We start from the raw sequence: 26054 nt of genomic DNA, 5'->3' as shown, positions 1-26054 counted from the left end.
GTTACTTCCTGGGACTGACGTCCCGGGGGTCACGCCTCGGCGTGCTCCTCGGCAGGCGCCTCGGTCTGCACGTCCGCGTCGGCGTCGGTGTCGACATCGGCGTCGGCAGCGTTCTGCGAGCGACCGGGGTTGGCCTTCGCATCGGCCTTGCGGGCCTCCTGCGCCTGGCGGGCCTCGGCCATCGCCTCGGTCTTCTTCTTGTGCGGACCGAGAACCATGATCATGTTTCGGCCGTCCTGCTTCGGGTTCGACTCGACGAAACCGAGGTCCTGGACGTCCTCCGCGAGACGCTGCAGCAGTCGGTAGCCCAGCTCGGGCCGGGACTGCTCGCGACCACGGAACATGATCGTGATCTTGACCTTGTCGCCCTGCTTGAGGAACCGGACGACGTGACCCTTCTTGGTGTCATAGTCGTGCGGGTCGATCTTCGGCCGGAGCTTCATCTCCTTGATGACCGTGTGCGCCTGGTTCTTGCGCGCCTCACGGGCCTTCATGGCCGACTCGTACTTGAACTTCCCGTAGTCCATGAGCTTGCACACAGGCGGACGGGCGTTCGCCGCGACCTCGACCAGGTCCAGGTCGTACTCCTGCGCAAGCTCCAGTGCCTTGGCCAGCGGGACAATGCCCACCTGCTCGCCACTGGGACCGACAAGTCGCACCTCGGGAACGCGAATCCGGTCGTTGATGCGGGGCTCGGCGCTGATGGATCCTCCTCGGTAGCACCACACGGCAGTCTGGCGGACAGCCGCGTAACGTCTCTGTTAGTTAGACCTAACCGCGCCGAAGCAGAAAAAATGCCCCGGACGATCACAGGCGGGGCTCCAAGCACTACCGGAGCACCGCCGCGATGGCCGCGGGGCGCGCTTTCGGGCGACTCCATCGTCCGTACGGAACGATGGTGGCCGCCTGACCGGGGTGACCCGCCGTCCCGGAGGGCGGTCGGGTGGGAGTTCGGAGCCTCCACTTGTTGGCCGGACACAGTCATGTCCAGCCGGTCGTCACACAAGGTTAGCAGTTCGGGCAGGCGTGCGCGAATCCGGTGTCTCACGCCTCCTGCTGTCAAGGGGGCACAGGCCTGGGCCTATCGTGTCCTGCATGAGTGAGACCCCTCCTGAGAACGCCGACTTCGACGAGATGACCCGCGACATCGCCGAGGTCCCGGCCGTCGAGGTGATCGTGACGGTCGCCGTCAACCTGATGAGCGCGGCCGCCGTGAAGCTCGGGCTGACCGAGGAGGGCGACAAGTTCAAGGACCTGGACGAGGCCCGCAAGCTGGTGCACGCCCTCGCCGGCCTGCTGGACGCGAGCGCGACCGAGATCAGCTCCTTCCACGCGGCCCCGCTGCGCGACGGCCTCAAGTCCCTGCAGCTCGCCTTCCGCGAGGCCTCCCTCGTCCCGGACCAGCCGGGCCAGGGCCCGGGCGAGAAGTACACCGGCCCGGTCTACGGCTGACCCAGGGCCTGTCCTTTCCTGCGACTTGATCCGCCGGACAGGCCCTAGCCCTTCACGTACAGGGGCTCGCCCGGAGGTGTCGTCCCGGCCGGCAGCAGTGCCAGGTCGAGGCCGCGTACCAGGCGGGCCCTCAGTGTTTCGTCGGCGGCGAGGCGTGCGGCGACCGCGCGGGCGGCCTCCGCAGGTGCGGCGGCCGGGTCCAGGACGAGGGCGAGGGTGCCGTCGGCCCGCCCGGGGCCGAGGTGGGCGCGGAGCACGGCGGACTCGGCGGCCACGGCGGCGCGTACCGCCTCGACCACCGCGGGGTCGGCGATCGGATCGGCCGTCGTACGCCCCTCGGCGAGCGCGAGCAGCGCGGACCCGGTCAGCTCGAACGGCACGGGCCCCGCCAGGTCGAGTACGACCGTGTCGGCCTTCTCGTGCGCCGCCGCCTGGAGTGCCTGGTGCAGGGGTACGGCGACGGGGCGGGCCGCCGGGTCCCAGCGGGCCAGGGAGTCTGTGGACGTGAAGGCGGGCAGCGCGGTCCGGGCCCCGGCCTTCAGGGTCGGTACGGCCATGTCGCTGGTCTTCTCGCGGCGCAGCCCGTTCTCGTCCTCCTCCACCTCGCCGAGCACCGCCACGACGGGGACGAGCAGCCGGGCACCCTTGAGGGCCTCCAGGACGGCTCCCACGGCGGTGCGGTCCTCGGCCCAGGTCGCGAGCGCCGCGCTCAGCCGGGGATCGGCGGAGCCGTCGTCGTCGGAGAAGCCGGGGTCGGGAATGTTCTTGTTCGCCACGGTCACCGACCCTATAGGGGGGATGCTGCTGGGCTTGTGCGGGCCCGGAAACGCGGCCGTGACCGCTTTCACAGGATTCTCAGCTTTCGCTGACGTATCTCTAACCTCGGTCTAACGGGCCGCACAGTCGGCGCCACCAGGCTCTCGGGGCATGGAGTCTTCCAGAGCCCGTCGTAGCCGCCGCGCTCGTCCCTCCCGGCGCCGTCCTCTGCTCGCCACCGCCCTCGCCTGCGTGGCCGTCGTCGGAGCGACTGCCGCGGGAACCGTGTACGTGAAGGGGCAGGCGCGCTCCGGGTCGGGTGCCGCGTCCTCTGCCTCCTCCTCACGACCGACGGACCGGGAGGCATCGGTGGAACCTGTGGCGGATCCGGTGGATCCCGTGGGTCCGGTGGCTGCGGTGGCTGCGGGGGTGGACCACGACGCCCTGTTGGCGGAGGCCATGAAGGCCGTGTCCGTCGAGGACGGGGCGGGCGTGTCCGTGGCGGTGCTCGACCCGGACTCCGGCGAGAGCGCGACGTACGGCACCGGCACCTTCGACACGGCGAGCATCGTCAAGGTCGATATCCTGGCCACGCTGCTGCTCCAGGCACAGGACGCGGGCCGTCATCTGACGGCGAGCGAGAAGTCGTACGCCACCGTGATGATCGAGAACAGTGACAACGCCGCCGCGTCGGCGCTGTGGCGGGCCATCGGCAAGGCGGACGGCCTCGACGCGGCGAACGAGCGCTTCGGGCTCACGGACACCGAGGGCGGCGAGGACATGCTGTGGGGCCTGACCCAGACCACCGCGGCCGACCAGCTCACCCTGCTCCGGCAGGTGTTCGGGGACGACTCGGAGCTGAGCGAGGCGTCGCGGGCGTATCTGGGCGGGCTGATGGGGCGGATAGCCGCCGACCAGCACTGGGGTGTGTCCGCCGCAGCCGACGGCTCCGCGTGGGCGCTGAAGAACGGCTGGCTGGAGCGGAGTGCGACCGGGCTGTGGGACGTCAACAGCATCGGGCGGGTGACGGTCGACGGCCACGCCTGCCTGGTGGCCGTGCTGTCCCACGGCGACAGCACGATGGAGAAGGGGATCGCGCTGGTGGAGGCGGCGGCGAAGGCGGCGGTGCCGGTGTTCGGTGAGGAGGGCACGGCCGCGAAGGAGTCGGCGTCGACGTCCCGCTGATCGGGGTGGGCCGGTGGCCTAGACCGAGTCGTAGGAGTCGTAGTCGTAGGAGTCGCCGGGCTCCGGTCGGCGGCGGGTGCGCCACATGAAGACCGCCGCCACCAGCAGCAGTCCGCCGGCGCCGCCGGCGAGGGGGCCCGCCCAGCCGGCCGTGGGGTCGTCGTCCGCGGGGGCGTCCGGGCCGGAGCCGAAGTACCGGTTGCCGTACGTGGTCGACCGGAGGCCCTCAGGTTTGAGGCGGGCGGCGGCCTTGATGGCGGCGGCCGGGTCGATGAAGCCGTAGCCGCGGGAGTCGTCGCGGCCGCCGCTGGGGGCGTCGCGGGCGGTGTCCTCGAGGAGCTTCTTGATCTGGGCGGGGGTCAGCCCGGGGTGGGCGGCCTTGATGAGCGCGACCGCGCCGGAGACGAAGGCGGAGGCGGCGGAGGTTCCCCAGCCCTCGTAGTACCTGTGGTCGGGGTCGGCGATGACGACGTTGACGCCGGGGGCGCTGACCGTGGCGTACCAGCGGCGGGTGGAGAAGGAGGCGCGGGTGCCGTACTTGTCGACGGCGGTGGCGGCTATGACGCCCGGGTAGGCGGCCGGGTAGGAGATGTGGTCGCCCTTCTCGCCGCCGTTGCCGGCCGAGGCGACGACGACGGAGCCCTTCTCCAGGGCGTACTGGACGGCCTCGTCCTCGGCGGCTTCGGGGTGCGCGGAGGCGGAGTCGTCGCCCAGGGAGAGGTTGATGACGTCGGCGCCCTGGTCGGCGGCCCAGCGGATGCCCTCGGCGAGGGCGTTGCCCCGGGTGCGGCGGGCCTCGGCGCGGGCGGAGTCGCCGTCCTCGAGGATCACACGGACGGGGAGGATCTTCGCCTCCGGGGCGATGCCCATGACGCCGTCGGCGTCGCCGGACCCATGGCCGTGGCCGGCGATGATGCCGGCCATCGCGGTGCCGTGCCGGGCCCAGGCGCGGTCGCCCGGTTCGGCGCCGAAACCGATCATGTCCTTGCCGGTGAGGACGTTGCCTTCCAGGTCCGGGTGGTCGGCCTCCACCCCGGTGTCGAGGACGGCGACGGTGATGCCCCGGCCCTTGGTGGTCTGCCAGGCCTCCCGGGTGTGCATGGCGTCCAGGGCCCACTGCTGGGCGCGGATGCCGTCGGCGTACGCGGGGGTGGCGGGGACGAGGGCGACGGTGGCGGCGAGGAGACAGCCGAGGAGGCCGACACGGCGGCGGGTGCGGCTGCGGTTGCCACTGGGGAGGCCGGTCCCGGGCGTCGTACGGCTGCTGCTCATGAGGGCTGCTCCGTGGGCGAGGTGGCCGTTCTCCGGATGCCGCGTTCGATGCGGTCGGCGAGGCCCTGCGCCTCGTTGCCGAGGCCGGCCTGGGAGGGGGCCGTGGTGGAGTCGGACTCCATGGCCTCCTGGGCGGGTTGCGCGGCGTCGACGGGACGGCCGTCGGCCCAGCCGGAGACGGCGTACACGACGACGGGGGCGTCGGTGAGGACGGAGATGGTCCAGGAGGCGCGCTGTCGGTCGCCGAAGGCGGCGGCGACGGTGTCCTTGGCGGCGTACGGGCGCGGCATGAGGTCGGTACGGGTGGCCAGGCCCTCCTTCTTGAACCTGGTGGCGAGGGAGCGCATGGTGGCGGCGTCGGCGTCGGTGAAGAGGAGGCCGACGGTGGTGACGTAGCTCTGGGTGGCGTCGGTGTAGGTGGCGCGCAGGAGGCGTTCGCAGCCGACGGGGGCGAGGACCTTGCTCAGCAGCGGGTCGAAGGCGTCGGCGCAGCCGCTGTCCGGGGCGACGGCGATCCGCGTCCAGGCGCGGTCGGCGCCGCCGGGACCGGCCCCTCGCCCCGCCACGGTGGGCGGGAACAGCTGGTCCACGGGCACGTTGTGCCACAGGCTCCCGGCCGCGACGTACGCGCTCCGCTCACCGCCCTCACCGGAACCCCCGACGAGCCAACTCCCGGTCACCGCGCCACCGATGAGCCCCAGTCCGAGCACAAGACACGCCCCCGCGGCAACACCCCGCGACCGCAACGACAACCTCCGGGGCCTGTCGTCGAACAGCTCAGGCTCCCCGAGACTCACCACCGGCCGCCCGGAGTTCGGCGCCATGGGGGCACTCCAGGAGAGCGCGGGGTCGGGGACCACGCCGGGGGATTCGGGGGTGCGTGGGGGGCGGGGCGGGATGGTGGGTCGGGGGGTGGTGCGGGGCGGGGTTGCTGTGCTGGGGCGGGGTGCGGTGGTGGGCGAGGGGGCGGTGGCGGGCCGCGGTGCAGCGTTGGGCCGGGGTACGGGGTTGGGCGGAGTTGCTGTGCCGGAGCGGGGCTCGGCGCTGGGCTGGGGTGCGGTGTTGGGCCTGGGTGCCGTGGTCGGCCGGGGCGGGGTGTCGGGCCGGGGCGGCACGACTGGGCCGCCGGGGCGGTGCCCGGGAGTCACTCCGCCGGTCCTGGGTGCGCCGGTAGGCCGGGGCACGGAGGCGGGCGGGCGCGCACCCGCGACGGCGCCCGGCCCGGCAGCCGCGCGACGCTCGGCGCCGGGGGCGTCGGAGGCAGAGCGGGTGTCCTGGGCGGGCGGGGCACCGGTACCGGGGCGGCGCACGGACGCGGGCTGCTCGGAGGACGGGCGGGCCTCCGGCACGGATGCGACACCGGTGTCCGGACGGCGTACCGACATGGGCGGCCCGAAGGTGTCCGGCACGGGTGAGGCACCGGTACCGGGGCGGCGCACCGACATGGGCGGCTCGGAGGAGGAACGGGTGTCGGCCGCGGATGAGGCACCGGCGTGGCCGCCCGACAGGGGCTGCTCAGAGAACGGCCGGATGTCCGGGGCGGACGCGACGTGGGCGGCTGCCCGCGTGTCCGTCGCGGACGGCGAGCCGGGAACCCGGCCACGCCCTTCGGAGGCCGAGGGGACGCCCGACGCGGGCGGGGCACCGGTGCCCGGGCGGCGCACCGACTCGGGCGCAGACGCCGAACGCGCGTCCGGCGCGGACGGGACACCGGCGCCCGGGCGGCGCGCCGACATCGGTGGCTCGGAGGGTGGGCGAACGTCCGGCGCGGACGGGGACGGCGAACCGGGGCGCCCTGTGGGGCCGGCGCCTGGGTCAGGGTTCGGCTGTGCGGCAGGGCGGCGCGTGGGCGCAGCGGGTGCGGGGTCCCGGTGGGCGGCGTTGGGGGCCGGGTCTCCGGCGGCGGGCCGGGGAGTCGGGGTCACCGGCGAGGTCTCGGCGGGCGTACCGGCGTTCGGCGTCGGCGCGGCGGCGGACCGGTGGCTCGACGGAGGCGCCGCGGCGGACCGGTGGCTCGACGGAGGCGCCGCGGCGGACCGGTGGCTCGACGGAGGCGCCGCGGCGGGCCGGTGGCTCGGCCTCGGCGGGACACCACGCGGCGCGGTGTCGTCCGGGGAACCCGAGGGAACCCCCTCCTGCCCACCTTCCGCACGCGTGCCGGAGGTCCTGCTCCGCTGCACGTCCGGGCCGGTGGGAATGCGTCCCGCCGTCGGAGCCGTGTCGGGGAAGCGAGCCGAGGCGGGCGGCGGCGGCGGCGAGTCGGCAGGGCTCACCGCACCCGACGCACGCGCCCCGAAGAAACCGCCCCGCTCGTCACCGGACACCGGCACCCGCGAGCCCGCGGAACCCTCCACGTCCCCGACCCGCGAACCAAGGAAGCCACCCCGACCATCACCAGGCACCGGCACCCGCGAACCCGAAGAAGCCTCCACATCCCCCGCACGCGAACCAAAAAAGCCACCCCGGCCGTCACCAGACACCGGCACCCGCGAACCCGAAGCCCCCTCCGCGCCCCGCACACGCGAGCCGAAAAACCCCTGCCAGTCACTCACGGGCGCACCCGCACCCCCACCCGGCTCGCCGTGACCTGCCGACCCGCGCTGCACAGAGGGACCCTCCGGGTCGCCGGCCGGCCAGGCACCCGTGCCCGAGACCGAGGTCCCCGGGGCGGCCGGGCCGTTCCGGTCCGGGCCGGCGCCCTGGGACCCGCTCCCCTGAGCCGACCGGCCCCCCGTCGAGTCGTCGGACGTATCCGCAGCGGGGGGATGCACAGGCGGCGGTGGAGTCGAGGGGCGTGGCGGGAAAGAGGCGCGGCGCGCTTCCGTGCTCATGCACCCCCCGTTTCCTCATGCCCGGGCCGACTTCGAACTGCGTGGGCCGTAACAGTTTCGTGCCCGGAGCAGCCCGGAGCGGAATCCGTCCCGGGCACGCATACCCGCACGGGCGGACCCGCATCCCGGCGCGGGCGTCCCACCGGCGTCGATCCTCCGTGCGTGCGCGTCACTCTACGGCTTGTTCCTGCGCAAACGGGAACCAGTCCCGCACCCCTGTGGCATCTGCCCGGAACGTCCCCCTACCCCGCGGTAATCCAGTCTGGCAGGCTGCGTTCATGACTGCGCGCGCCGCCGACCGGGCCCGTTACGACCGGGCCACCGCCCACCTCGACGCTCCACTCGCGATCGTGGACCTGGACGCCTTCGACGCCAACGCGGACGACTTGGTCCGCCGGGCCGGCGGGAAGCCGATCCGCGTCGCCAGCAAGTCCGTACGCTGCCGAACCCTGCTGGAGAGGGTTCTGGCGAGGGACGGGTTCGCGGGCATCATGTCCTTCACGCTCGCCGAGTCGCTGTGGCTGGCGCGCTCGGGGTTCGAGGACATCCTGCTGGCCTATCCGTCGGCCGACCGCACCGGGTTCGCCGAACTCGCCGGCGACCCCAAGCTCGCCGCCGCCGTCACCGTCATGGTCGACGACACCTCCCAGCTCGACCTCATCGACGCCTCCCGGGCCGGCGGACGCGAAGTCGTGCGTGTGTGCCTGGAGTTGGACACGTCCCTCAAGCTGCTCGGCGGACGTCTGCGGGTCGGTGCCCTGCGCTCCCCGCTGCACTCCCCGGCCCAGGTCGCCGACCTGGCGCGCGCGGTGGCGCGGCGGCCCGGTTTCAAGGTCGTCGGGATCATGGCGTACGAGGGTCACATCGCCGGTGTCGGCGACGCGGTCTCCGGGCGGCCGCTGCGCTCGCGGGCGATCAGGCTGATGCAGGCCACCGCGCGCCGCGAGCTCGCCGAGCGGCGCGCCGCGGTGGTGCGCGCGGTGCGGGCCGTCGTGCCCGACCTGGAGTACGTCAACGGCGGCGGCACCGGCAGTGTGCAGAGCACCGCCGCGGAGGACTCGGTCACCGAGATCGCGGCGGGCTCGGGACTGTACGTGCCGCGCCTGTTCGACAACTACACGTCGTTCAGCGGGCGTCCGGCCGCGCTGTTCGCCCAGCCCGTCGTGCGGCGTCCGGGCGTCGGGGTCGTGACGGTGCTCGGCGGTGGCTACCCCGCCTCCGGTGCGCCGGGGCGTGACCGGCTCCCGGTGCCGTACCTGCCCGAGGGGCTGCGCTACGACGCCCAGGAGGGGCCCGGCGAGGTGCAGACCCCGCTGCTCGGCTCCCCCGCCGACGACCTGCTGATCGGCGACAAGGTGTGGTTTCGGCACGCCAAGGCCGGCGAGCTGTGCGAGCGGTTCGAGCGGCTGCACCTGATCGAGGGGGACGCGGTGACGGCGACCGTCCCGACGTACCGGGGTGAGGGGCAGACGTTCCTGTAGGTCACCCGCGGCTCACGGCTCGGACGACGAGCCGATCCGATCCGAGCCGATGCCGTTGCCCCACACCCCCGCCGGCACGGCCTACAGCGGCGTCACGTACGCCCCGGAGATGCCGCCGTCCACCAGGAAGTCGGAGGCGTTGACGAACGAGGAGTCGTCGCTGGCCAGGAAGGCGACCGCGGCGGCGATCTCCTCGGCCTCGGCGAACCGGCCGAGGGGGATGTGCACCAGGCGGCGCGCGGCCCGCTCCGGGTCCTTCGCGAACAGCTCCTGCAGCAGGGGGGTGTTGACCGGGCCCGGGCACAGGGCGTTCACGCGGATGCCCTCCCGCGCGAACTGCACGCCCAGTTCGCGGGACATGGCGAGTACACCGCCCTTGGACGCCGTGTAGGAGATCTGGGAGGTGGCGGCGCCCATCCTCGCCACGAAGGACGCCGTGTTGATGATCGACCCCTTGCCCTGGCGCCGCATGTAGGGGATGGCGGCCTTGCAGCACAGGTAGACGGAGGTCAGGTTGACCTCCTGGACACGCTTCCACGCCTCGAGGCCGGTCTCCAGGATGGAGTCGTCGTCGGGCGGGGAGATGCCGGCGTTGTTGAAGGCGATGTCGACGCTGCCGTAGGTGTCGTAGGCCGTCTTGAAGAGGCCCTCGACCTGCTCGGGGTCGGTGACGTCGACCTTCACGAAGATCCCGCCGGTTTCCTCGGCGGCGGCCTTGCCGCGGGCCTCGTCGACGTCGCCGCAGACGACGTGCGCGCCCTCGGAGGCGAGCCGGCGCGCGGTGGCGAGGCCGATGCCGCTGCCGGCTCCGGTGATGACGGCGGTACGGCCGACGAGGCGGCGGCAGACGCTGCCCGAGGCCTCTGAAGTCTCTGCGGTCACTGTGCGGGGCCCTCCGTGCTGATGAAGACGTTCTTGGTTTCGGTGAAGGCGGTCAGGGCGTCCGGGCCGAGCTCGCGGCCGACGCCGGACTGCTTGTAGCCGCCGAAGGGGGTCCAGTAGCGGACGCTGGAGTGCGAGTTGACGGACAGGTTGCCCGCGCGGACGGCCTGCGAGACGCGCAGGGCGCGGCCCACGTCCCGGGTCCAGATGGAGCCGGAGAGGCCGTACTCGGTGGCGTTGGCGAGGGCCACGGCGTCGGCCTCGTCGTCGAAGGGCAGGACCACGGCGACGGGACCGAAGACCTCCTCGACGGCCACGCGCGCGTGCGGGTCGACACCGGTGAGTACGGTGGGCGGGTACCAGAAGCCGGGGCCTTCGGGGGCCTTGCCGCGGATGCCGTCCAGGTCGTCCGTGACGTACGAGCGCACCCGGTCCAGTTGGGCCCGGGAGATGAGCGGGCCCATGTCCGTCTTCTCGTCCGCCGGGTCGCCGACGACGACGGACTCGATCGCGGGGGTGAGGAGCTCCAGGAAGCGGTCGTACGCGGTGCGCTGGACCAGGACGCGGGTGCGGGCGCAGCAGTCCTGGCCGGAGTTGTCGAGGAAGGACATCGGGGCGGCGGCCGCGGCGGCCTCCAGGTCGGCGTCGGCGAAGACGATGTTGGGGCTCTTGCCGCCGAGTTCGAGGGTGACGCGCTTCACCTGGTCGGCGCAGAGCGCCATGATGCGCTTGCCGACGCGGGTGGAGCCGGTGAACACGATCTTGGCGACGCCCGGGTGGCGTACGAGGGAGTCGCCCGCGATGTCGCCGCGGCCGGGCAGCACCTGGAAGAGGTGCTCGGGAAGTCCTGCCTCCAGGGCGAGTTCGGCGAGGCGGAGCGCGGTGAGCGGGGTGGTCTCGGCGGGCTTGAGAAGGACCGCGTTGCCGGCCGCGAGGGCGGGTGCCGTGCCCCAGGCGGCGATGGGCATCGGGAAGTTCCAGGGGGCGATGACGCCCACGACGCCGAGCGGTTCGAGGAGGGTGACGTCGAGGCCGCCCGCGACCGGGATCTGACGGCCGGTCAGCCGCTCGACTCCCCCGGCCGCGTAGTCGAGCAGGTCACGGACGTTGCCCGCCTCCCAGCGGGCGTTGCCGATGGTGTGGCCGGCCTCCCGGACCTCCAACCGGGCGAGCTCCTCGCGGTGTTCGTCGACCACGACGGCGAAGCGGCGCAGCAGCCGGGCCCGGTCGGCGGGTGCGAGAGCCGCCCATGTCGTCTGGGCCTTCGAGGCCCGGCGGACGGCGGCGTCCACGTCCTGCTCCACGGCTCCCGGGACGGTCGCGATCACCTCTTCCGTCGCCGGGTTGAGGACGTCGAGTTCGTACAGTTGCGACAAGGGATGCCTCACATGCGTTCGAAGGAGCGGCGCAGCTCCCAGTCGGTCACCGCGGCGTCGAAGGCCTCCACCTCGACGCGCGCCATGTTGCGGTAGTGCGCGACGACCTCCTCGCCGAAGGCGGCCAGGGCGATCGGGCTGTTCTCCCAGAGCTCGGCGGCCTCGCGGAGCGTGGTGGGGACGTGTGCGTACTCGGCGGTGTAGGCGTTGCCGGGACAGGCCTCGGGCAGCTCCAGTTTCTGCTCGATGCCGTACAGCCCGGCCGCGACCAGGCCGGCGACGGCGAGGTGCGGGTTGACGTCGCCGCCGGGCAGCCGGTTCTCGAAGCGCAGGGAGCGGCCGTGGCCGACGACCCGGAGCGCGCAGGTGCGGTTGTCGTGGCCCCAGGCGACGGCGGTGGGGGCGAAGGAGCCCGGCTGGAACCGCTTGTAGCTGTTGATGTGGGGCGCGTAGAGGAGCGAGAAGTCGCGGAGCGCGGCGAGTTGTCCGGCGAGGAAGTGCCGCATGACGTCGGACATGCCGCCGTCGGCCGCCGCCATGGCGTTACGGCCGTCCGCGTCCGCCAGCGAGAGGTGGATGTGGCAGGAGTTGCCCTCCCGCTCGTTGTACTTGGCCATGAAGGTCAGCGAGACGCCCTCCTGGGCGGCGATCTCCTTGGCGCCGGTCTTGTAGATGGCGTGCTGGTCGCAGGTGACGAGGGCCTCGTCGTAGCGGAAGGCGATCTCGTGCTGGCCGGGGTTGCACTCGCCCTTGGCGGACTCGACGGTGAGGCCGGCGCCGGCCATGTCGTTGCGGATGCGGCGCAGCAGGGGTTCGATGCGGCCGGTGCCGAGGACGGAGTAGTCGATGTTGTACTGGTTCGCCGGGGTCAGTCCGCGGTAGTTCGCGTCCCAGGCCTGCTCGTAGGTGTCCTTGAAGACGATGAACTCCAGCTCGGTGCCGACCTGGGCGCTGAAGCCGTGCTCGGCGAGGCGCTGAAGCTGGCGGCGCAGGATCTGGCGGGGCGCGGCGACCACCGGGGAGCCGTCGTTCCAGGCGAGGTCGGCGATGAGCAGGGCGGTGCCGGCGTTCCAGGGCACGCGGCGCAGGGTGGCGAGGTCGGGGTGCATGGCGAAGTCGCCGTAGCCGCGGTCCCAGGAGGACATGGCGTAGCCGTCGACGGTGTTCATCTCGGTGTCGACGGCGAGGAGGTAGTTGCAGCCCTCGGTGCCGTGGTGGAGGACCTCGTCGAGGAAGAACCGGGCGGCGAAGCGCTTGCCCTGGAGGCGCCCTTGCATGTCGGGGAAGGCCAGGACGACAGTGTCGATCTCACCGCTCGCGACGAGGGCGTGCAGCTCCTCGACGCTGAGCGGGGGTGTGCGGTCTGCCACGGGAGTGCTCCTTCGGCTGCTGCGCGTTTTTCCGACCGGGCCGGGAGCCATAAGGTATTGCTCAGAACCATTGCTTGGGAAGGGGGCTCGGCCACATGTCGGTGGACACTGACGGCGGCCCGGACGACCGGTTGACTCCGGTGCTGCGGCCGGTCAGGGCGGGCAACGGCTTCGAAGAGGCGCTGGAGCAGATCCTCCAGGTGCTGCGGCTCGGCCTGGTGCCGGGGGGCGAGCGGCTGCCGGCCGAGCGGGAGCTGGCGGAGCGGCTCGGGATCAGCCGGGTGACGCTGCGCGAGGTGCTGAAGGTGCTCCAGGACCAGGGGCTGGTGGAGTCGCGGCGCGGGCGGTACGGCGGAACGTTCGTGCTGCCCCGTACGGACGCCGGCGGCGAGGACGAGCTGCGGCGCCGGATCGCCGAGGTGGACGTCGAGGACGTGCTGCGCTTCCGTGAGGTGCTGGAGGTGGGCGCGGCGGGGCTGTGCGCGGCGCACGGGCTGACGGACGAGCAGGCGGTACGGCTGCGCGAGGCGCTGACCCGCACCCACGACGCGCCGCTGACGGACTACCGGCGCCTGGACACGATGCTCCACCTCACCCTGGCCGAGCTGTGCGGCTCGCCGTCGCTCACGGCGCAGTACGCGGCGGTCCGGGCCACGGTGAACGACCTGCTGGACTGCATCCCGCTGCTCGTGCGCAACCTGGAACACTCGCAGCGTCAGCACATCGCGCTGGTCGAGGCGGTGCTCGACGGGGACGCGGACGGGGCGCGGGAGATGATGCGGGAGCACTGCGCGGGGACGGCGGCGCTGCTCAGGGGATTCCTGACGTGAGGACCGCGCATACCCTGGAAAGGTATGCACGTGGTCCATTGAAGGGGTGGAGGGGCACATGGGTGACAGGCCGCTGATCGGCGTCAGTACGTACCTCGAGTCCGGGGCGCGTTGGGGTGTGTGGGAGCTGGAGGCGGCCCTGCTTCCGGTGGGGTATCCGCGGCTGGTGCAGCGGGCCGGCGGCCTGGCCGCCATGCTCCCCCCGGACGCGCCCGAGCACGCGGCCGCGACCGTGGCCCGCCTCGACGGCCTCGTGATCGCGGGCGGCCCGGACGTCGACCCGCTGCGCTACGGCGCCGAGCGCGATCCTCGGACGGGGCCGCCGGCGCGGGAGCGGGACGCGTGGGAGCTGGCCCTGATCGAGGCGGCGCTGGCGTCCGGTGTGCCGCTGCTGGGCATCTGCCGGGGCATGCAGCTCCTGAACGTCGCCCTCGGCGGCACGCTCGTCCAGCACCTGGAGGGGCACGCCGAGGTGGTCGGCGTCTTCGGCGGCCACCCGGTCAAGCCGGTCCCGGGCACGCTCTACGCGCAGGCCGTCCCCGAGGAGACCACCGTGCCGACCTACCACCACCAGGCGGTGGACCGCCTCGGCGCGGGCCTGCTCCCGTCGGCGTACGCGGCGGACGGGACGGTGGAGGCGGTGGAGCTGTCCTCCGACTCGGGATGGGTCCTGGGCGTGCAGTGGCATCCGGAGATGGACGAGGACGTACGGGTGATGCGGGCTCTGGTCACGGCCGCTTCCCGGCCCGCTCCCTGAGCCAGTCCAGCGCGGCCTCGCCCTGGGCCCGTTGGAAGGCGCGGACGGTGGGGATGCCGGGGGGAGCGCCGCGGCCGACGGGCGCCGCGCCGGATCGGGGAGCCGGCCCCGATGGCACACGGCAGGTACACCGCCTGCAGCGAGCCGTCCCGGGAAGGAGTGCGCCCGAGCGCGTTCCCCGGGTACGGGGCACGACTCCGTCGGGCGGGCCGGCGCACCGGGGCCGGAGCGCCTCGCGGGCCTTCCACGAATTTCGTACGACCACGTCCCCACGGCTCGATGGCCCCGCTGACACCCCTTGGAACGGGAAGGGGCGGCACGGGAAAGAGTCGCCATGTGTCACATAACCAGCGCCTCGAAGCATTTAAAGGGTGACGGGAGGACTCACCCCCCGGGAACTGGAGCTGACTTCGTGCACGCATTCATCAAAGGCGCCACCGCATCGGCACTCGCTTGCGCGTTCGCCGTCGCTTCAGGGGCAACGGCACAAGCGGCGGCTGGCGGCTCATCCGTGCGGAGCTGGTCCGAAAGTGTCCTCCCTGCCGAGAACTCGCGTGGAACGGCCATCGCGCATCCCGATTCCCACACCACGTGGATCGCGGGATCGCGGGTCGTGCAGCAGGGAAGGTCCATGAATTTCTCGCCCGTCCTGATGGAGCGCGACAACCGAAAGGGCGGCTCGTGGCGCGAGGTCACGCTGCCAGAACTGCCGGCCGGCACCGATGTCCAGGTCACCGGCGCGGACGCCTCGTCACGAAGCAGCGGCGTGCTCGTCGGCGAACTCGACGAAGACCTCGGCGGGATGCTCACCGAACGCTGGAACGGCTCGTCATGGCGGGTCGTCCCGGCACCGACTCCGAAGCAGAGCCTCGGCGCGTCACTGCTCGACGTGGAGGACTTCTCACCCAGCAACGCGTGGGCCGTCGGGTACGCGCAGATCCTCGACGGGACGGTCCCGGACCCGGACGGCGGATTGCCACATCAGCTCGATCACTTCGAGCCGGTCGTGCGGCACTGGGACGGCACGGCCTGGCAGGTCGTGAACATGCCCGACGTCGCCGACAGCTGGTATCTCCAGTCGATGACGGCCGTCTCCCCCCATGACATCTGGGCGGTCGGCCGCACGCAGGACCTGAAGCCCGTCGTCGTGCACTACGACGGGACCTCGTGGTCCCATGTGCCCGTGCCTGCGGCGAGCGGGGAACTGCGGAGTGTCGTCGCCAGCGGCCCGCATGACGTGTGGGCGGTCGGCGGAATGCGCAACGCGGACGACACCGGCGCCGAAGCGCTCGCCCTGCGCTTTGACGGCACCGCTTGGCACAGAGTTCCGATGCCGGCCGGCACCGGCGTGCTGGACCACGGGACTGCCACCCCCCTGGGCGTCGCGTTCAGCGGTAACACCGACGCCCCCGACGAGGGCGACAGAGCGCCGTTCGGGATCCAGGTGGAGGACGGTCGGGTGCGGCCGATGAGGTTACCGACGGGCATCACGGACGTGACCTTGACCGCGATGGACTCGGCCGGCCCGGGACTGCTCATGACCGGCTTCCGGGTCATCTCCACCGACACGACGTACGGGTGGATCCCGGTGCTCCTGACCGGCTGCTGGTAGCACCCGGATCGCCCCCCGGCAGGGCGCGCGGCCCACACCGTTCGCGGGTCCTGCCGGGCCGGGGTTGCGAACATCGACTCCCGCTCCCCGCAGCAAGCGGAGGTCCCCCGGCTCTCCGTTGTTCCCACCCGGTGCGCAGGCACTCACTTCCGCGTCACCCCCTACCCCCGCGTCAGCGACAGCAACTCCCGCGCCGGCCCCGTAGGCCGATGCCCCACCGGCCACACCGCGCGCAGGGAACGGTGCAGCCGGACGCTGTCGAGGGGGATGCTGACCAGGCGGCGCATCGCCAGCTCCTCGCCGACGGCGAGTTCGCTGAGGACGGCCGGGCCCGCGCCGCTGACCGCGGCCGCCTTCACGGCGGTGGTGGAGGAGAGCTCGATCAGGGGGCGGGCCAGGCCGCCGAGGGCGACGTCGAGGACCTGGCGGGTGCCGGAGCCCTTCTCCCGGAGGATGAGCGGGGTCGTGGCGAGCTCGTCGGCGGCCAGCGGGCGTCGGCGGCGGGCCCAGGGGTGGGCGGGGGCGGTGACGACGATGAGGCGGTCGTGGGCGATGACGGCGGAGTCGAGGCCGGGCGGCACGGTCAGTCCCTCGACGAAGCCGAGGTCCGCCTCGTCGGCCAGGAGCCGCTCGGCCACCGCCGCGGAGTTGCCCGCGAGCAGCGACACGGCCGTGTCGGGCCGCTGGGCACGCAGCGCGAGCAGCCAGCCCGGCAGCAGGTACTCGGCGATCGTCATGCTCGCCGCCACCCGCAGCCGCGAGTCGCGCCGGTCGCGCAGCGCCTGTGCGCCCACGTCGAAGGCCTCCGCCGCCTCGACGATCCGCCGCGCCCAGTCCGTCACCAGGGCGCCCGCGTCCGTGAGCCGTGAGCCGCGCGGGGACCGGTCGACCAGGGCCACACCCAGCTGCCGTTCCATGGAGCGGATCCGGCTGCTCGCGGCCGGCTGGGTGATGCCGAGCTCGCGCGCGGCCCCGCCCAGACTGCCCAGCCGCGCCACCGCCAGCAGCAGTTCCAGTGCCCCGAGATCCGGCACCCGGTGCGCCAGCGAGCCCCCGGGCGCGGGTCGGTCCTCCGCCTGCCCCTCCGTCTTGCTCATAAACCCAGCTTATGCCGTCATAGGAACATACTTACTGGTCGCGTGCGCCGGACCGGGAGACGGTGGACGCATGGTCACCGCCGCCCACCCCCTCCCGCGCGCCCTGTCGGTCCGTCACCTCGGACCGAACTGGTACGCCACCGTCATGGGCACCGCCGCCGTCGCCCTCGCCGGCACCGCGCTCCCCCTTCGCCCACCCGGCCTGCGCACCGCCTGCACCGCCGTCTGGGCCCTCAGCCTCGCCCTGCTGCTCATCCTGCTCGCCGCCCGCGCCCTGCACTGGACGCACCACCGCGACCAGGCCCGCGCCCACCTCCTCGACCCGGCTACGGCACCTTTCTACGGCTGCCTGTCCATGGCCCTGCTCGCGGTCGGCGGCGGCGCCGTCACCGTCGGCCGCGACTGGCTGGGCCCGCGCGCCGCGGTCGTGCTCGACGCCGTGCTGTTCAGCGCCGGTACGGTCGTCGGGCTCGTGGCCGCCGTCGCCGTCCCGTACCTGATGGCCGTACGCCACCGCGTGGAGCCGGGGCAGGCTACGGCCGTGTGGCTGCTGCCGCTCGTCGCGCCCATGGTGTCCGCGGCGCTCGGGCCGCTGCTCGTGCCGCACCTGCCGCCCGGGCAGCCGCGGGAGACCCTGCTGTTCGCCTGCGTCGCGATGTTCGGGCTGAGCCTGCTCGCGACGCTGGTCACGCTGCCGTCGATCTTCGCCCGGCTGCTCACCGGCGGCCCGCCTCCCCTCGCGCTCACCCCGACCCTGTTCCTCGTCCTGGGCCCGCTCGGGCAGTCCACGACCGCCGTCGGCGCCTTCGCCGACGTGGCACCGGGCGTGGTCCCGGCGCCGTACCGCGACGGCTTCGCCGTGCTCGCGGTGCTGTACGGGGTGCCGGTCATGGGCTTCGCGCTGCTCTGGTTCTGCCTCGCCGCCGCGCATGTGCGGCGCGCCCGACGGCACGGCATGGGCTTCGGGATGACGTGGTGGGCGTTCACCTTCCCGGTCGGCACCTGCGTCACCGGCGCCGCCGCGCTCGCGCGGCACACCGGTCTGGTGGCCTTCGAGGGGCTCGCGGTCGTGCTGTACGGGGTGCTGCTGGCGGCCTGGGTCACCGCGGCCGCGCACACCGCGCGCGGACTGCTCAGCGGTGAGCTGCTCGCAGGGCCGCGCCCAGCACCCGTGGCGCCTCGGCCAGCGACGGTCCGTACCATGTCAGGTGCCGTCCGCTGACGAGCGCGCAGGGCAGGCCGGGGAAGGCCTCAGGACCGTCGTCGGCGGTGAATCGGTACGGCTCGTCCGGCAGGACGACCAGGTCCGGTGCCGCCGCGCGCAGGTCGTCCAGCGGGATGCGGGGATAGCGCTCCTCGTGTCCGGCGTACAGGTGGTCGACGCCCAGGCGGGCCAGGACGTCACCGGCGAAGGTGTCCCGGCCCAGCACCATCCACGGCCGGCGCCAGATCGGCACGACCGCCGTCCTGCGGGGCTCGGGCACCGGCGGCGCGGACCAGGCCTCCTCGGCCTCGTCCAGCCAGCGCGGCCGGGACACGGCACCGCACGCCTCCAGGACCCGCGCCAGTTCCCGGAAGGCCTGCGGTACGTCCCGCACCTGGGTCAGCACCACGCTCACGCCCGCGGCGCGCAGGGCGTCGAGGTCCGGCTCGCGGTTCTCCTCCTCGTTGGCGATCACCAGGTCGGGCGCGAGGGCGACGATCCGCTCGGTCTTCGGGTTCTTGGTGCCGCCGACGCGGGTGACGTCGAGCCCCGCCGGATGCGTGCACCAGTCCGTGGCGCCGACCAGGACACCGGGCACCGACACCGCGACCGCCTCGGTCAGCGACGGCACCAGCGAGACGACTCGCATCCGTCCCACCCGCGCTTCACGGACGCGAGCGGTGTGAGCGGTTCTGCACCGCCTCGACGTTCTCGGCCACCGCGACGACGACCACGCGCGTGTCCGGCACGGTCGCCCGCCAGCGGTGGCGCACCCCGCCGGTGAGGTACAGGGTGTCGCCGCGGCCGAGCCGGTAGGCGCGCCCCTCCGCCTCGATCTCCACGCCTCCGTCGGCGACGTACATCAACTGGTCGTTGCGGTACTGGAATTCACGGCCCGCCTCGTGGTCGCCGGTGAACTCCGAGGCGTGCATCTGGTGGTGGCCGCGCACCAAGGCACGGGCCCGGGGCTCGGGCCCCGGCTCGTTCTCCTCGGCGCGCACCACGTCGACGCTGCAGGCCGGGTCGGCGGCCGCGAGGAGTTCGACGGCGGTGGTGCGCAGGGCGTCGGCGACCCGTTCGAGGGAGCTGCGGCTGGGCCGCGCCCGGTCGTTCTCGACCTGGCTCAGGAAGGGGACCGACAGACCGCTGCGCTCGGCAACGACGGCAAGGGTGAGGTGCAGGGCCCGGCGCCGTCGCCGCACGGCCGCCCCGACCCGCAGAGGCTGTTCTTTGTGGTCGCCCATCGCTCCGGCTCCCTCCTTCGCTCCTCGGTCCGCCGTCCGCGCGCCCCGCTGCGGACACGCTCCTCCTGAGGAGTTCTCTGCACCCTACGCAGGTTCGGCAAACCGTTTCATGCGCCCGTCACATCGACGTCACGCGGCGGTCGGCCGGACCTGCTGGATCACGCCAGTAGATCAGCTCACCGGCCGCTCCGGGAGTGGTTTTCCGCCTTCGCCTCCGCGGGGACCGAAGAGGCTGACCAGAAGGGGTGCGACCAGGGGGCGGCGGGCCCGCGGCGGCGCCCGGTCCGAGCGACGGAGCCGTCGTCACGTCCGCCGCGCTCGGTGTCGCCTGCGGGCCAGGAGGAGTTCGGGTGACGGCCTGACGTTATGTGGTTGTCCGGATCCGGTCAGTGGGCGCCCCGTCACGCCGGAAGGGGCGGGCCCCGCCCTACGTGTGGGACACGTACGGCGATGCCCGCCCCTCCTCAGGCGGTCCGGGAGTGTCAGGTCACCCGGCCGCCTGGCTCTTCCCGCCCGCCTTGGCGACCGGGGCCCACTTGTCGACCAGGCCCGGGTGCTGCCGCAGCCAGGTGCGCACGGCGTCCTGTTCCTTGCCCTTGCCGGACTTCTGGATCTGGGCCTCCAGACCGGTGAGCTGCTCCTCGGTCATCGAGAAGCCCTTCAGCCACTTGCCGACCTCGGGGTTGTCGGCGGCGAAGCCCTCGCGGGCGAGGGTGTGCACGCCGTCGCCCTTGCCCCAGGCGCCCTTGGGGTCCTTGAGCTTCTTCAGGTCGTAGTCGCTGTACGCCCAGTGCGGCGACCAGAGCGTGACGGCGATCGGCTGCTTCTTGGCGTAGGCACGCTTGAGTTCGGCGAGCATCGCGGGCGTCGAGCCGTCCACGACGTCGTAGGAACCCTCCAGGCCGTAGTCCTTCAGCACCTTGTCCTTGAGCAGGCCCATCATGCCGGCGCTCGGCTCGATGCCGACGATCTTGCCGTCGAACTCGGAGGCGTGGTTCTTCAGGTCCGCCAGGGAGTTCACGTCCTTGACGTACGACGGGACGGTGATCTCGAGGGAGGTGGGGCCGTACCACGAGCCGAGGTCGTCCAGTTGCTTGCCGTACTTCTTCCAGTACTCGGCGTGGGTGGTGGGCAGCCAGGCGTCGGTCTGGAAGTCGATCTGGCCGGTGGCGACGCCGGTGTAGAGGGGGCCGGCCGCGTACTGGGTCGTGGTGACCTTGAAGCCGCGCTCCTCCAGGAGTTCCTTCCACAGGAAGGTGGAGGCGATGCCCTCGTCCCAGGGGATGTAGCCGATCTTGATCTCCTTGCCCTTGCCGACGTCCGTGGCCGAGGCCTCGGCTGTGCCGCCGGGGGCACCGAAGACGCCGAGACCGCCGGCGACCAGGCCGAGGACGGCCACGCCGACGACGGCGACGACGGGACGGGGGCGGTGGTTCCACAGCGTCGGGCCGCTGGTGGCTCGGGCCTTGGCGGCGGCGCGGCGGCCGAGCGGGGAGATGTGCGTGCCCAGCGCGCCGGTCATCCGGTCCAGGTAGATGGCGAGGACGACGATGCCGAGGCCCGCCTCGAAGCCGAGGCCGATGTCGAGCTGGCCGATGGCCTCGTTGACGGCGCCGCCGAGACCGCCGGTGCCGACCATGCCGGCGATGACGACCATCGACAGGCCCAGCATGATGACCTGGTTGACGCCCGCCATGATCGTGGGCAGGGCCAGCGGCAGCTGGACGCGCAGCAGGGTGTCCCGGGGTGTCGTGCCGAAGGCCTCGGCGGCCTCCACGAGCTCGGCGTCGACCTGGCGGATGCCGAGTTCGGTCATGCGCACGCCGGGGGCGAGCGCGAAGATCAGGGTGGCGACGACGCCGGCCGGGACGCCCATGCCGAAGAACAGGATCGCCGGGATCAGCAGCACCATCGACGGCATCGTCTGGAGCAGGTCCAGGACGGGCCGTACGGCCGCGCTGACGGTCTTGGAGCGGGCCGCCCAGATGCCCAGCGGGATGGAGACCACCAGGGCGACGACGGTGGCGACGATCACGAGGGACAGGGTCGACATCGCCTGGTCCCACAGGTCGAGCGAGTCGACCAGCGCGAATCCGGCGAACGCGAGGACACCCGCGACCAGGCCGCGCAGCCACCAGGCGAGCACCGCGAGGATGCCCGCGAGCAGCAGGGGCTCGGGGGCGGTGAGGACGGTGTCGATGCCGTCGTACATGCCTTCGACGACCGTCTTGATCGCGTCGAAGAGCCAGGACATGTGGGTGACGAGCCATTCGACGCCGGAATCGACCCAGTCGCCGAGGTGGAGCCTAGGCACGGGCGATCACCTTGCCCTCCGGGTTGTCGCAGGGCGCGGGAGCTGCGCTCTCGTCGCCGAGGAAGCCGACCAGCCGCTGCCGCGGCACCACTCCGACGACTCTGCTCGCCTCGTCCACGACCGAGACGCGGTGCGACAGACGGGCACTGATCGCGCACAGTTCCACGAACGGCGTCTCGCGGGTCGCGGTCTCGCAGGCGCAGAGGGGGGCGTCGGCGGTGACCGAGGCGTCCATGACGGCGCCCGCGGTCAGCACCCGGGAGCGGTCGACGTCCTGGATGAACGAGGCCACGTAGTCGTTGGCGGGCCGGACGAGGATGTCCTCGGCGGTGCCGGTCTGGACGATGCGGCCGTCGCGCATGACGGCGATGCGGTCGCCCAGGCGCATGGCCTCGTTGAGGTCGTGGGTGATGAAGACGATCGTCTTCTTCAGGGTCTGCTGGAGGGTCAGCAGCTGGTCCTGCATGTCACGGCGGATCAGCGGGTCGAGCGCGCTGAAGGACTCGTCCATCAGCAGCAGGTCGGCGTCGGTGGCGAGGGCGCGGGCGAGGCCCACGCGCTGCTGCATGCCGCCGGAGAGCTCGTCGGGCCAGGACTTCTCCCAGCCGTCGAGGCCGACCAGGGCGAGGGCCTCGGCGGCGCGCTTCTCGCGCTCCGCGCGGGGCACGCCCTGGACGCTCAGGCCGTAGGCGGCGTTCTCCAGGACGCTGCGGTGCGGGAACAGCGCGAAGTGCTGGAAGACCATGCTGATCTTCTTCGCGCGGACCTCGCGCAGCTCGCGGTCGGCGAGCGCGGTCAGGTCCTCACCGTCGAAGAGGACGCGTCCGGCGGTCGGCTCCAGCAGGCCGTTGAGCATGCGCAGCAGGGTGGACTTGCCGGAGCCGGACAGGCCCATGACGACGAAGATCTGGCCCGGGTCCACGGTGAAGGAGGCGTCGATGACGGCGGCGGTGGTGCCGTCGTTGCGCAGCTCCTCCCGGTCGGCTCCCTGGCGGAGCCGCTCCACCGCCTCGACCGGTCGTCTGCCGAACACCTTGAAGAGATGTTCGGCCTCAAGCCTGGATGACACGCGTACCTTCTCGTCTCGGGGGCAAGGAAAGGGAGCGATCTTCGGCAGCAAAGGTTGAAGTTGCAACCGGTGTCGCTCCGAGGCGGCGCCTGCCCCAAGCGCCACGGGCCAAACACGGCCGTGGGCCACTTCACAGGGCGTTCACAAGTGCCACGCGAGGGAATGCCACCGGGTGACTGTCGGTCCCGTACGGCATGATGCGTGGCGTGACCGGACGACTGATGCTCCTCGACACCGCCTCGCTCTACTTCCGCGCCTACTTCGGCGTCCCGGAGTCCGTGAAGGCACCGGACGGCACACCGGTGAACGCGGTGCGCGGACTGCTGGAGTTCATCGACCGCCTGGTCCGCGACCATCGGCCCGCCCACCTGGTGGCGTGCATGGACGCCGACTGGCGCCCGCAGTGGCGGGTCGACCTCATCCCCTCCTACAAGGCGCACCGCGTCGCCGAGGAGCGCGAGGTGGGCCCGGACGAGGAGGAGGTGCCGGACACGCTCTCGCCGCAGGTGCCGGTCATCGAGGCCGTTCTGGACGCCGTCGGCATCGCGCGCGTGGGCGTCGAGGGGTACGAGGCGGACGACGTGATCGGCACGTTCACGGCACGCGCGAAGGGCCCGGTCGACATCGTCACGGGCGACCGGGACCTGTACCAACTGGTGGACGACGCGCGCGGGGTGAGGGTGCTGTACCCGCTGAAGGGCGTGGGATCCCTTGCGCTCACCGATGAGGCCGCGCTGCGTGAGAAGTATGGGGTCGACGGCAGCGGGTACGCGGATCTGGCGCTGCTGCGCGGCGACCCGAGCGACGGCCTGCCGGGGGTACCCGGCATCGGGGAGAAGACCGCGGCCAAGCTGCTGGCCGAGTTCGGCGACCTGGCCGGGATCATGGCGGCGGTCGACGACCCGAAGGCGAAGCTCACGCCGTCGCAGCGCAAACGCCTCGACGAGGCACGGCCGTACGTCGCCGTCGCGCCGAAGGTCGTGCGGGTCGCCGGTGACGTGCCCCTGCCGGACGTGGACACGGTGCTGCCGAGCGCGCCGCGGGATCCGGCGGGTCTGGAGGAGCTGGCGGCGCGCTGGGGACTGGGCGGGTCGTTGCACCGGCTGCTGACGACGCTCGGCGCCTGAGGTTCGAGCGCCCCGTACATCAAGAGATCGCAAAAGCGTGGGAAATCCCGGCCGGGAGAGGCGTTGAACAAGAAGGGAATGCTAACTTAGGTAACCCTAACCAGGGTGTGTGGATTTAGGCGTATGGGAGGCCGTCATGGCAGAACGTCCGGCTCGAAAGCCGCGGAAGCCCCATTCCGCGCAGGTCGTCCGCACTGAACGGCTGACTCCGCACATGCAGCGCGTGGTTCTCGGCGGCGCCGGCCTGGCGGAGTTCTCCGCGGACACCGCGACCGACCACTATGTGAAGCTGCTGTTCCCCGCCGAGGGCGCGACCTATCCCGAGCCCTTCGACGTGGAACGCATCCGTGCGGAGTTCCCGCGCGAGCAGTGGCCGGTGACCCGTACCTACACGGTGCGCGCCTGGGATCCCGTACACCGCGAGCTGACCCTGGACTTCGTGATCCATGGCGACGAGGGCCTGGCCGGGCCGTGGGCGGCGCGCGTCCAGCCCGGCGAGACGGTCCACTTCATGGGCCCCGGCGGCGCGTACGCCCCCGATCCGCACGCCGACTGGCATCTGCTGGCCGGGGACGAGAGCGCCCTGCCCGCGATCGCCCGCTCGCTGGAGTCGCTGCCCCCCGGCGCGGTGGCGCACGCCTTCGTGGAGGTGGCCGGCCCCGAGGAGGAGCAGAAGATCGACTCCGATGTCGAGGTCGTCTGGCTGCACCGGGGCGAGCGGCCCGTGGGTGAGGCACTGGTCGAGGCCGTCCGGGCGCTCCGGTTCCCCGAGGGCCGTGTCCACGCCTTCGTGCACGGCGAGGCCGCCGCCATGAAGGAACTGCGCAAGCTGCTGCGCGTCGAGCACACGCTCCCCCGCGAGGACCTCTCCCTGTCCGGTTACTGGCGCCTCGGCCACAACGAGGACGGCTGGCAGGCCTCCAAGCGCGAGTGGAACGCCCGCGTGGAGGCCGAGCAGGAGGGCACGGCGCCGGCCGCGTGAGGGCGGATCCCCCGACGGGAAATGGTTTGTCGGGCCGGGTGCCGGGTGGGTAGCTTCGCCGCTCATGACATCCCCGCTGCGTACGAAGCGTCTGCTCCTCGACCGCTACGTCCCTGAAGACGAGGAGAACTTCGTCGTCCTCTTCCAGGACGCGAGGGTGTCGCGATGGATGGGTGACGGCCCCTCCTCCGAGGCGGACGACAGGGCTCTGTTCGGGCGGATCTTCACCAAGGTCTACGCGGCGGACCTCTTCGACGTCTGGGCCGTCCGCCGCGACGGACGTCTGGTCGGGCACGCCGAGATCAAGCCGACCGACGAGGTCGAGGGCTACGAGATCATCTATGCCCTGGCCCCGGAGATGTGGGGGTGCGGCCTGGGCCGCGAGGTGGCCGAGGCACTCGTCGCATACGGCTTCGACACCCTCGGGCTGACCGAGGTGCACGCGACCGTGGCCGCGGCGAACAAGGCCTCACTGGCCTTGCTGGACGCGATCGGTTTCGAGTACGTCCGGTCCGTGACGGAGGAGGACGGCAGTACGACCCGGGTGTTGACCCGCTCCCACCGCCCGGTCAGTCGCCCTGGAGACGGGCGTGCAGGTGCATGTCGTGCCAGCCGTCCGGGTGAAGGAGGGCACTGCGCTTGACGCCCTCCAGCGCGAAGCCGGTCTTGGTGGCGACGCGGCAGGAGGCCTCGTTGGCGACGGCGTGCATGAGCTCCAGGCGGTGGAAGCCGACCTCGTCGAGGGCCCAGCGGGAGAGGGTTGTCGTGGCGCGCGCGGCGACGCCCCGGCCGCGGGCCGCCGGGGTGGTCCAGTAGGCGACCTCGGCGACGCCGTCGGCGAGCACGATCTCGCGCAGCGCGACCCGGCCCAGGAGCCGGTCGGACTCCGCGTCGGTCACCGCCCACTGGGCGTCCCGTTCCGTGTCCCAGACCTTGCGCCACCCCTCGATCCAGGGGCCGACCTCGTCCTCCGAGTCTGCGGCGCGGACATGCCACTGGTGCATCAGGGGATCCTGGAAGGCCTGGTGCACGGCGGGCGCGTCCTCGGCCCGCCACGGGCGCAGGAGCAGTCCGTCACCGCTGGGTATCACGGGCTGCGGGGCGCGGTTGAGGGTGCCGGGGGGCAGGACCGGGCTGGTGAGGAAGGGCATGTCCCGCATCCTGCCAAGCGGGCGACGCCCGGCCAACAGGTTTTGCCCCTGCCTCGGGCTTC

At 72.5% G+C, this 26054-nt stretch carries 23 protein-coding genes; 10 read left to right on the top strand and 13 right to left on the bottom strand.

What is annotated here, in order from left to right; translation table 11 throughout:
- Positions 1-29 precede the first annotated feature (29 nt).
- Entirely contained in the window at positions 30-728 is a 699-nt protein-coding gene (gene infC, locus ACGFNV_RS25950) for a translation initiation factor IF-3 (RefSeq protein WP_393625386.1), read from the bottom strand.
- A 367-nt stretch (positions 729-1095) separates the two neighbouring features.
- Here infC and ACGFNV_RS25945 point away from each other — a divergent pair, with 367 nt between their 5' ends.
- A complete protein-coding gene (locus ACGFNV_RS25945; protein ID WP_393625385.1) occupies positions 1096-1452 on the top strand; it encodes a DUF1844 domain-containing protein in 357 nt (118 codons plus the stop codon).
- Between the two features lie 44 nt (positions 1453-1496).
- Here ACGFNV_RS25945 and ACGFNV_RS25940 read toward each other — a convergent pair whose 3' ends face one another.
- Positions 1497-2228, bottom strand: coding sequence for an SseB family protein (locus tag ACGFNV_RS25940; RefSeq protein ID WP_393625384.1), 732 nt, complete (start codon positions 2226-2228; stop codon positions 1497-1499).
- A gap of 151 nt (positions 2229-2379) precedes the next feature.
- Between ACGFNV_RS25940 and ACGFNV_RS25935 the strand changes: the two genes are divergently transcribed.
- The gene (locus tag ACGFNV_RS25935) at positions 2380-3393 is read left to right on the top strand and encodes a serine hydrolase (RefSeq protein ID WP_393625383.1); all 1014 of its coding nucleotides are present in this window, start codon (positions 2380-2382) and stop codon (positions 3391-3393) included.
- Positions 3394-3411: 18 nt separating this feature from the next.
- Here ACGFNV_RS25935 and mycP read toward each other — a convergent pair whose 3' ends face one another.
- A complete protein-coding gene (mycP, locus tag ACGFNV_RS25930; RefSeq protein WP_393625382.1) occupies positions 3412-4665 on the bottom strand; it encodes a type VII secretion-associated serine protease mycosin in 1254 nt (417 codons plus the stop codon).
- Positions 4662-6401, bottom strand: coding sequence for a hypothetical protein (locus tag ACGFNV_RS25925; protein ID WP_393625381.1), 1740 nt, complete (start codon positions 6399-6401; stop codon positions 4662-4664). The genes mycP and ACGFNV_RS25925 overlap by 4 nt, the downstream gene beginning before the upstream one ends.
- Before the next feature lie 1373 nt (positions 6402-7774).
- On the opposite strand from ACGFNV_RS25925, the gene ACGFNV_RS25920 reads away from it, so the two are divergent.
- Positions 7775-8977: an amino acid deaminase/aldolase gene (locus ACGFNV_RS25920; RefSeq protein ID WP_393625380.1), complete on the top strand. Its 1203-nt coding sequence runs from the start codon at positions 7775-7777 to the stop codon at positions 8975-8977.
- An 81-nt stretch (positions 8978-9058) separates the two neighbouring features.
- Here ACGFNV_RS25920 and ACGFNV_RS25915 read toward each other — a convergent pair whose 3' ends face one another.
- Genes ACGFNV_RS25915 through ACGFNV_RS25905 form a run of 3 tightly spaced genes read right to left on the bottom strand, consistent with a single transcriptional unit; the run spans position 9059 to position 12605 of the window.
- Positions 9059-9859, bottom strand: coding sequence for a 3-oxoacyl-ACP reductase (locus tag ACGFNV_RS25915; RefSeq protein ID WP_133929389.1), 801 nt, complete (start codon positions 9857-9859; stop codon positions 9059-9061).
- A complete protein-coding gene (locus ACGFNV_RS25910) occupies positions 9856-11235 on the bottom strand; it encodes an aldehyde dehydrogenase family protein (RefSeq protein ID WP_393625379.1) in 1380 nt (459 codons plus the stop codon). The genes ACGFNV_RS25915 and ACGFNV_RS25910 overlap by 4 nt, the downstream gene beginning before the upstream one ends.
- Positions 11236-11243: 8 nt before the next feature.
- On the bottom strand, positions 11244-12605 hold the full coding sequence (locus ACGFNV_RS25905; RefSeq protein WP_393625378.1) for a glutamine synthetase family protein: 1362 nt from the start codon (positions 12603-12605) through the stop codon (positions 11244-11246).
- A gap of 95 nt (positions 12606-12700) precedes the next feature.
- On the opposite strand from ACGFNV_RS25905, the gene ACGFNV_RS25900 reads away from it, so the two are divergent.
- From ACGFNV_RS25900 to ACGFNV_RS25890, 3 genes are all read left to right on the top strand, one after another.
- Positions 12701-13435 carry a FadR/GntR family transcriptional regulator gene (locus ACGFNV_RS25900; RefSeq protein ID WP_393625377.1) on the top strand — a complete coding sequence of 245 codons (735 nt, stop codon included), beginning with the start codon at positions 12701-12703 and terminating at the stop codon, positions 13433-13435.
- A gap of 58 nt (positions 13436-13493) precedes the next feature.
- Positions 13494-14192 (top strand): gamma-glutamyl-gamma-aminobutyrate hydrolase family protein, encoded by a 699-nt coding sequence (locus ACGFNV_RS25895; protein ID WP_393625376.1) that lies wholly within the window; start codon positions 13494-13496, stop codon positions 14190-14192.
- A gap of 631 nt (positions 14193-14823) precedes the next feature.
- Positions 14824-15804, top strand: a complete 981-nt coding sequence (locus ACGFNV_RS25890; protein WP_393625375.1) for a hypothetical protein — start codon at positions 14824-14826, stop codon at positions 15802-15804.
- A gap of 161 nt (positions 15805-15965) precedes the next feature.
- Here the strand turns inward: ACGFNV_RS25890 and ACGFNV_RS25885 are convergent, their stop codons facing one another.
- Positions 15966-16901: a LysR family transcriptional regulator gene (locus tag ACGFNV_RS25885; protein ID WP_393625374.1), complete on the bottom strand. Its 936-nt coding sequence runs from the start codon at positions 16899-16901 to the stop codon at positions 15966-15968.
- A gap of 70 nt (positions 16902-16971) precedes the next feature.
- On the opposite strand from ACGFNV_RS25885, the gene ACGFNV_RS25880 reads away from it, so the two are divergent.
- On the top strand, positions 16972-18123 hold the full coding sequence (locus tag ACGFNV_RS25880; RefSeq protein WP_393625373.1) for a TDT family transporter: 1152 nt from the start codon (positions 16972-16974) through the stop codon (positions 18121-18123).
- Here ACGFNV_RS25880 and ACGFNV_RS25875 read toward each other — a convergent pair.
- The 4 genes from ACGFNV_RS25875 to ACGFNV_RS25860 form a co-directional block, all read right to left on the bottom strand.
- Positions 18035-18754: a helical backbone metal receptor gene (locus ACGFNV_RS25875; RefSeq protein WP_393625372.1), complete on the bottom strand. Its 720-nt coding sequence runs from the start codon at positions 18752-18754 to the stop codon at positions 18035-18037. The two genes, ACGFNV_RS25880 and ACGFNV_RS25875, sit on opposite strands and share 89 nt — an antisense overlap.
- Before the next feature lie 16 nt (positions 18755-18770).
- Positions 18771-19349, bottom strand: a complete 579-nt coding sequence (locus ACGFNV_RS25870) for a helix-turn-helix domain-containing protein (RefSeq protein ID WP_393625371.1) — start codon at positions 19347-19349, stop codon at positions 18771-18773.
- Positions 19350-19836: 487 nt separating this feature from the next.
- A complete protein-coding gene (locus ACGFNV_RS25865; RefSeq protein WP_393625370.1) occupies positions 19837-21663 on the bottom strand; it encodes an ABC transporter permease/substrate binding protein in 1827 nt (608 codons plus the stop codon).
- Complete coding sequence (locus tag ACGFNV_RS25860; RefSeq protein ID WP_393625369.1) at positions 21656-22732, bottom strand: glycine betaine/L-proline ABC transporter ATP-binding protein; 1077 nt, start codon at positions 22730-22732, stop codon at positions 21656-21658. The genes ACGFNV_RS25865 and ACGFNV_RS25860 overlap by 8 nt, the downstream gene beginning before the upstream one ends.
- Before the next feature lie 197 nt (positions 22733-22929).
- Between ACGFNV_RS25860 and ACGFNV_RS25855 the strand changes: the two genes are divergently transcribed.
- The 3 genes from ACGFNV_RS25855 (at position 22930) to ACGFNV_RS25845 (ending at position 25484) form a co-directional block, all read left to right on the top strand.
- Positions 22930-23859 (top strand): 5'-3' exonuclease H3TH domain-containing protein, encoded by a 930-nt coding sequence (locus ACGFNV_RS25855; protein ID WP_393625663.1) that lies wholly within the window; start codon positions 22930-22932, stop codon positions 23857-23859.
- A gap of 136 nt (positions 23860-23995) precedes the next feature.
- Positions 23996-24841, top strand: coding sequence for a siderophore-interacting protein (locus tag ACGFNV_RS25850; RefSeq protein WP_393625368.1), 846 nt, complete (start codon positions 23996-23998; stop codon positions 24839-24841).
- 64 nt (positions 24842-24905) lie between these two features.
- A complete protein-coding gene (locus ACGFNV_RS25845) occupies positions 24906-25484 on the top strand; it encodes a GNAT family N-acetyltransferase (protein WP_393625367.1) in 579 nt (192 codons plus the stop codon).
- Here ACGFNV_RS25845 and ACGFNV_RS25840 read toward each other — a convergent pair.
- Complete coding sequence (locus tag ACGFNV_RS25840; protein ID WP_393625366.1) at positions 25411-25992, bottom strand: GNAT family N-acetyltransferase; 582 nt, start codon at positions 25990-25992, stop codon at positions 25411-25413. The genes ACGFNV_RS25845 and ACGFNV_RS25840 overlap by 74 nt on opposite strands.
- Positions 25993-26054: the final 62 nt, after the last annotated feature.

It is taken from the genome of Streptomyces sp. NPDC048751 (assembly GCF_043198595.1).
Classification (GTDB): Bacteria; Actinomycetota; Actinomycetes; order Streptomycetales; family Streptomycetaceae; genus Streptomyces.
Note: the sequence above shows the minus strand (reverse complement) of the source record. Positions and strands in the feature narration are given on the sequence as shown.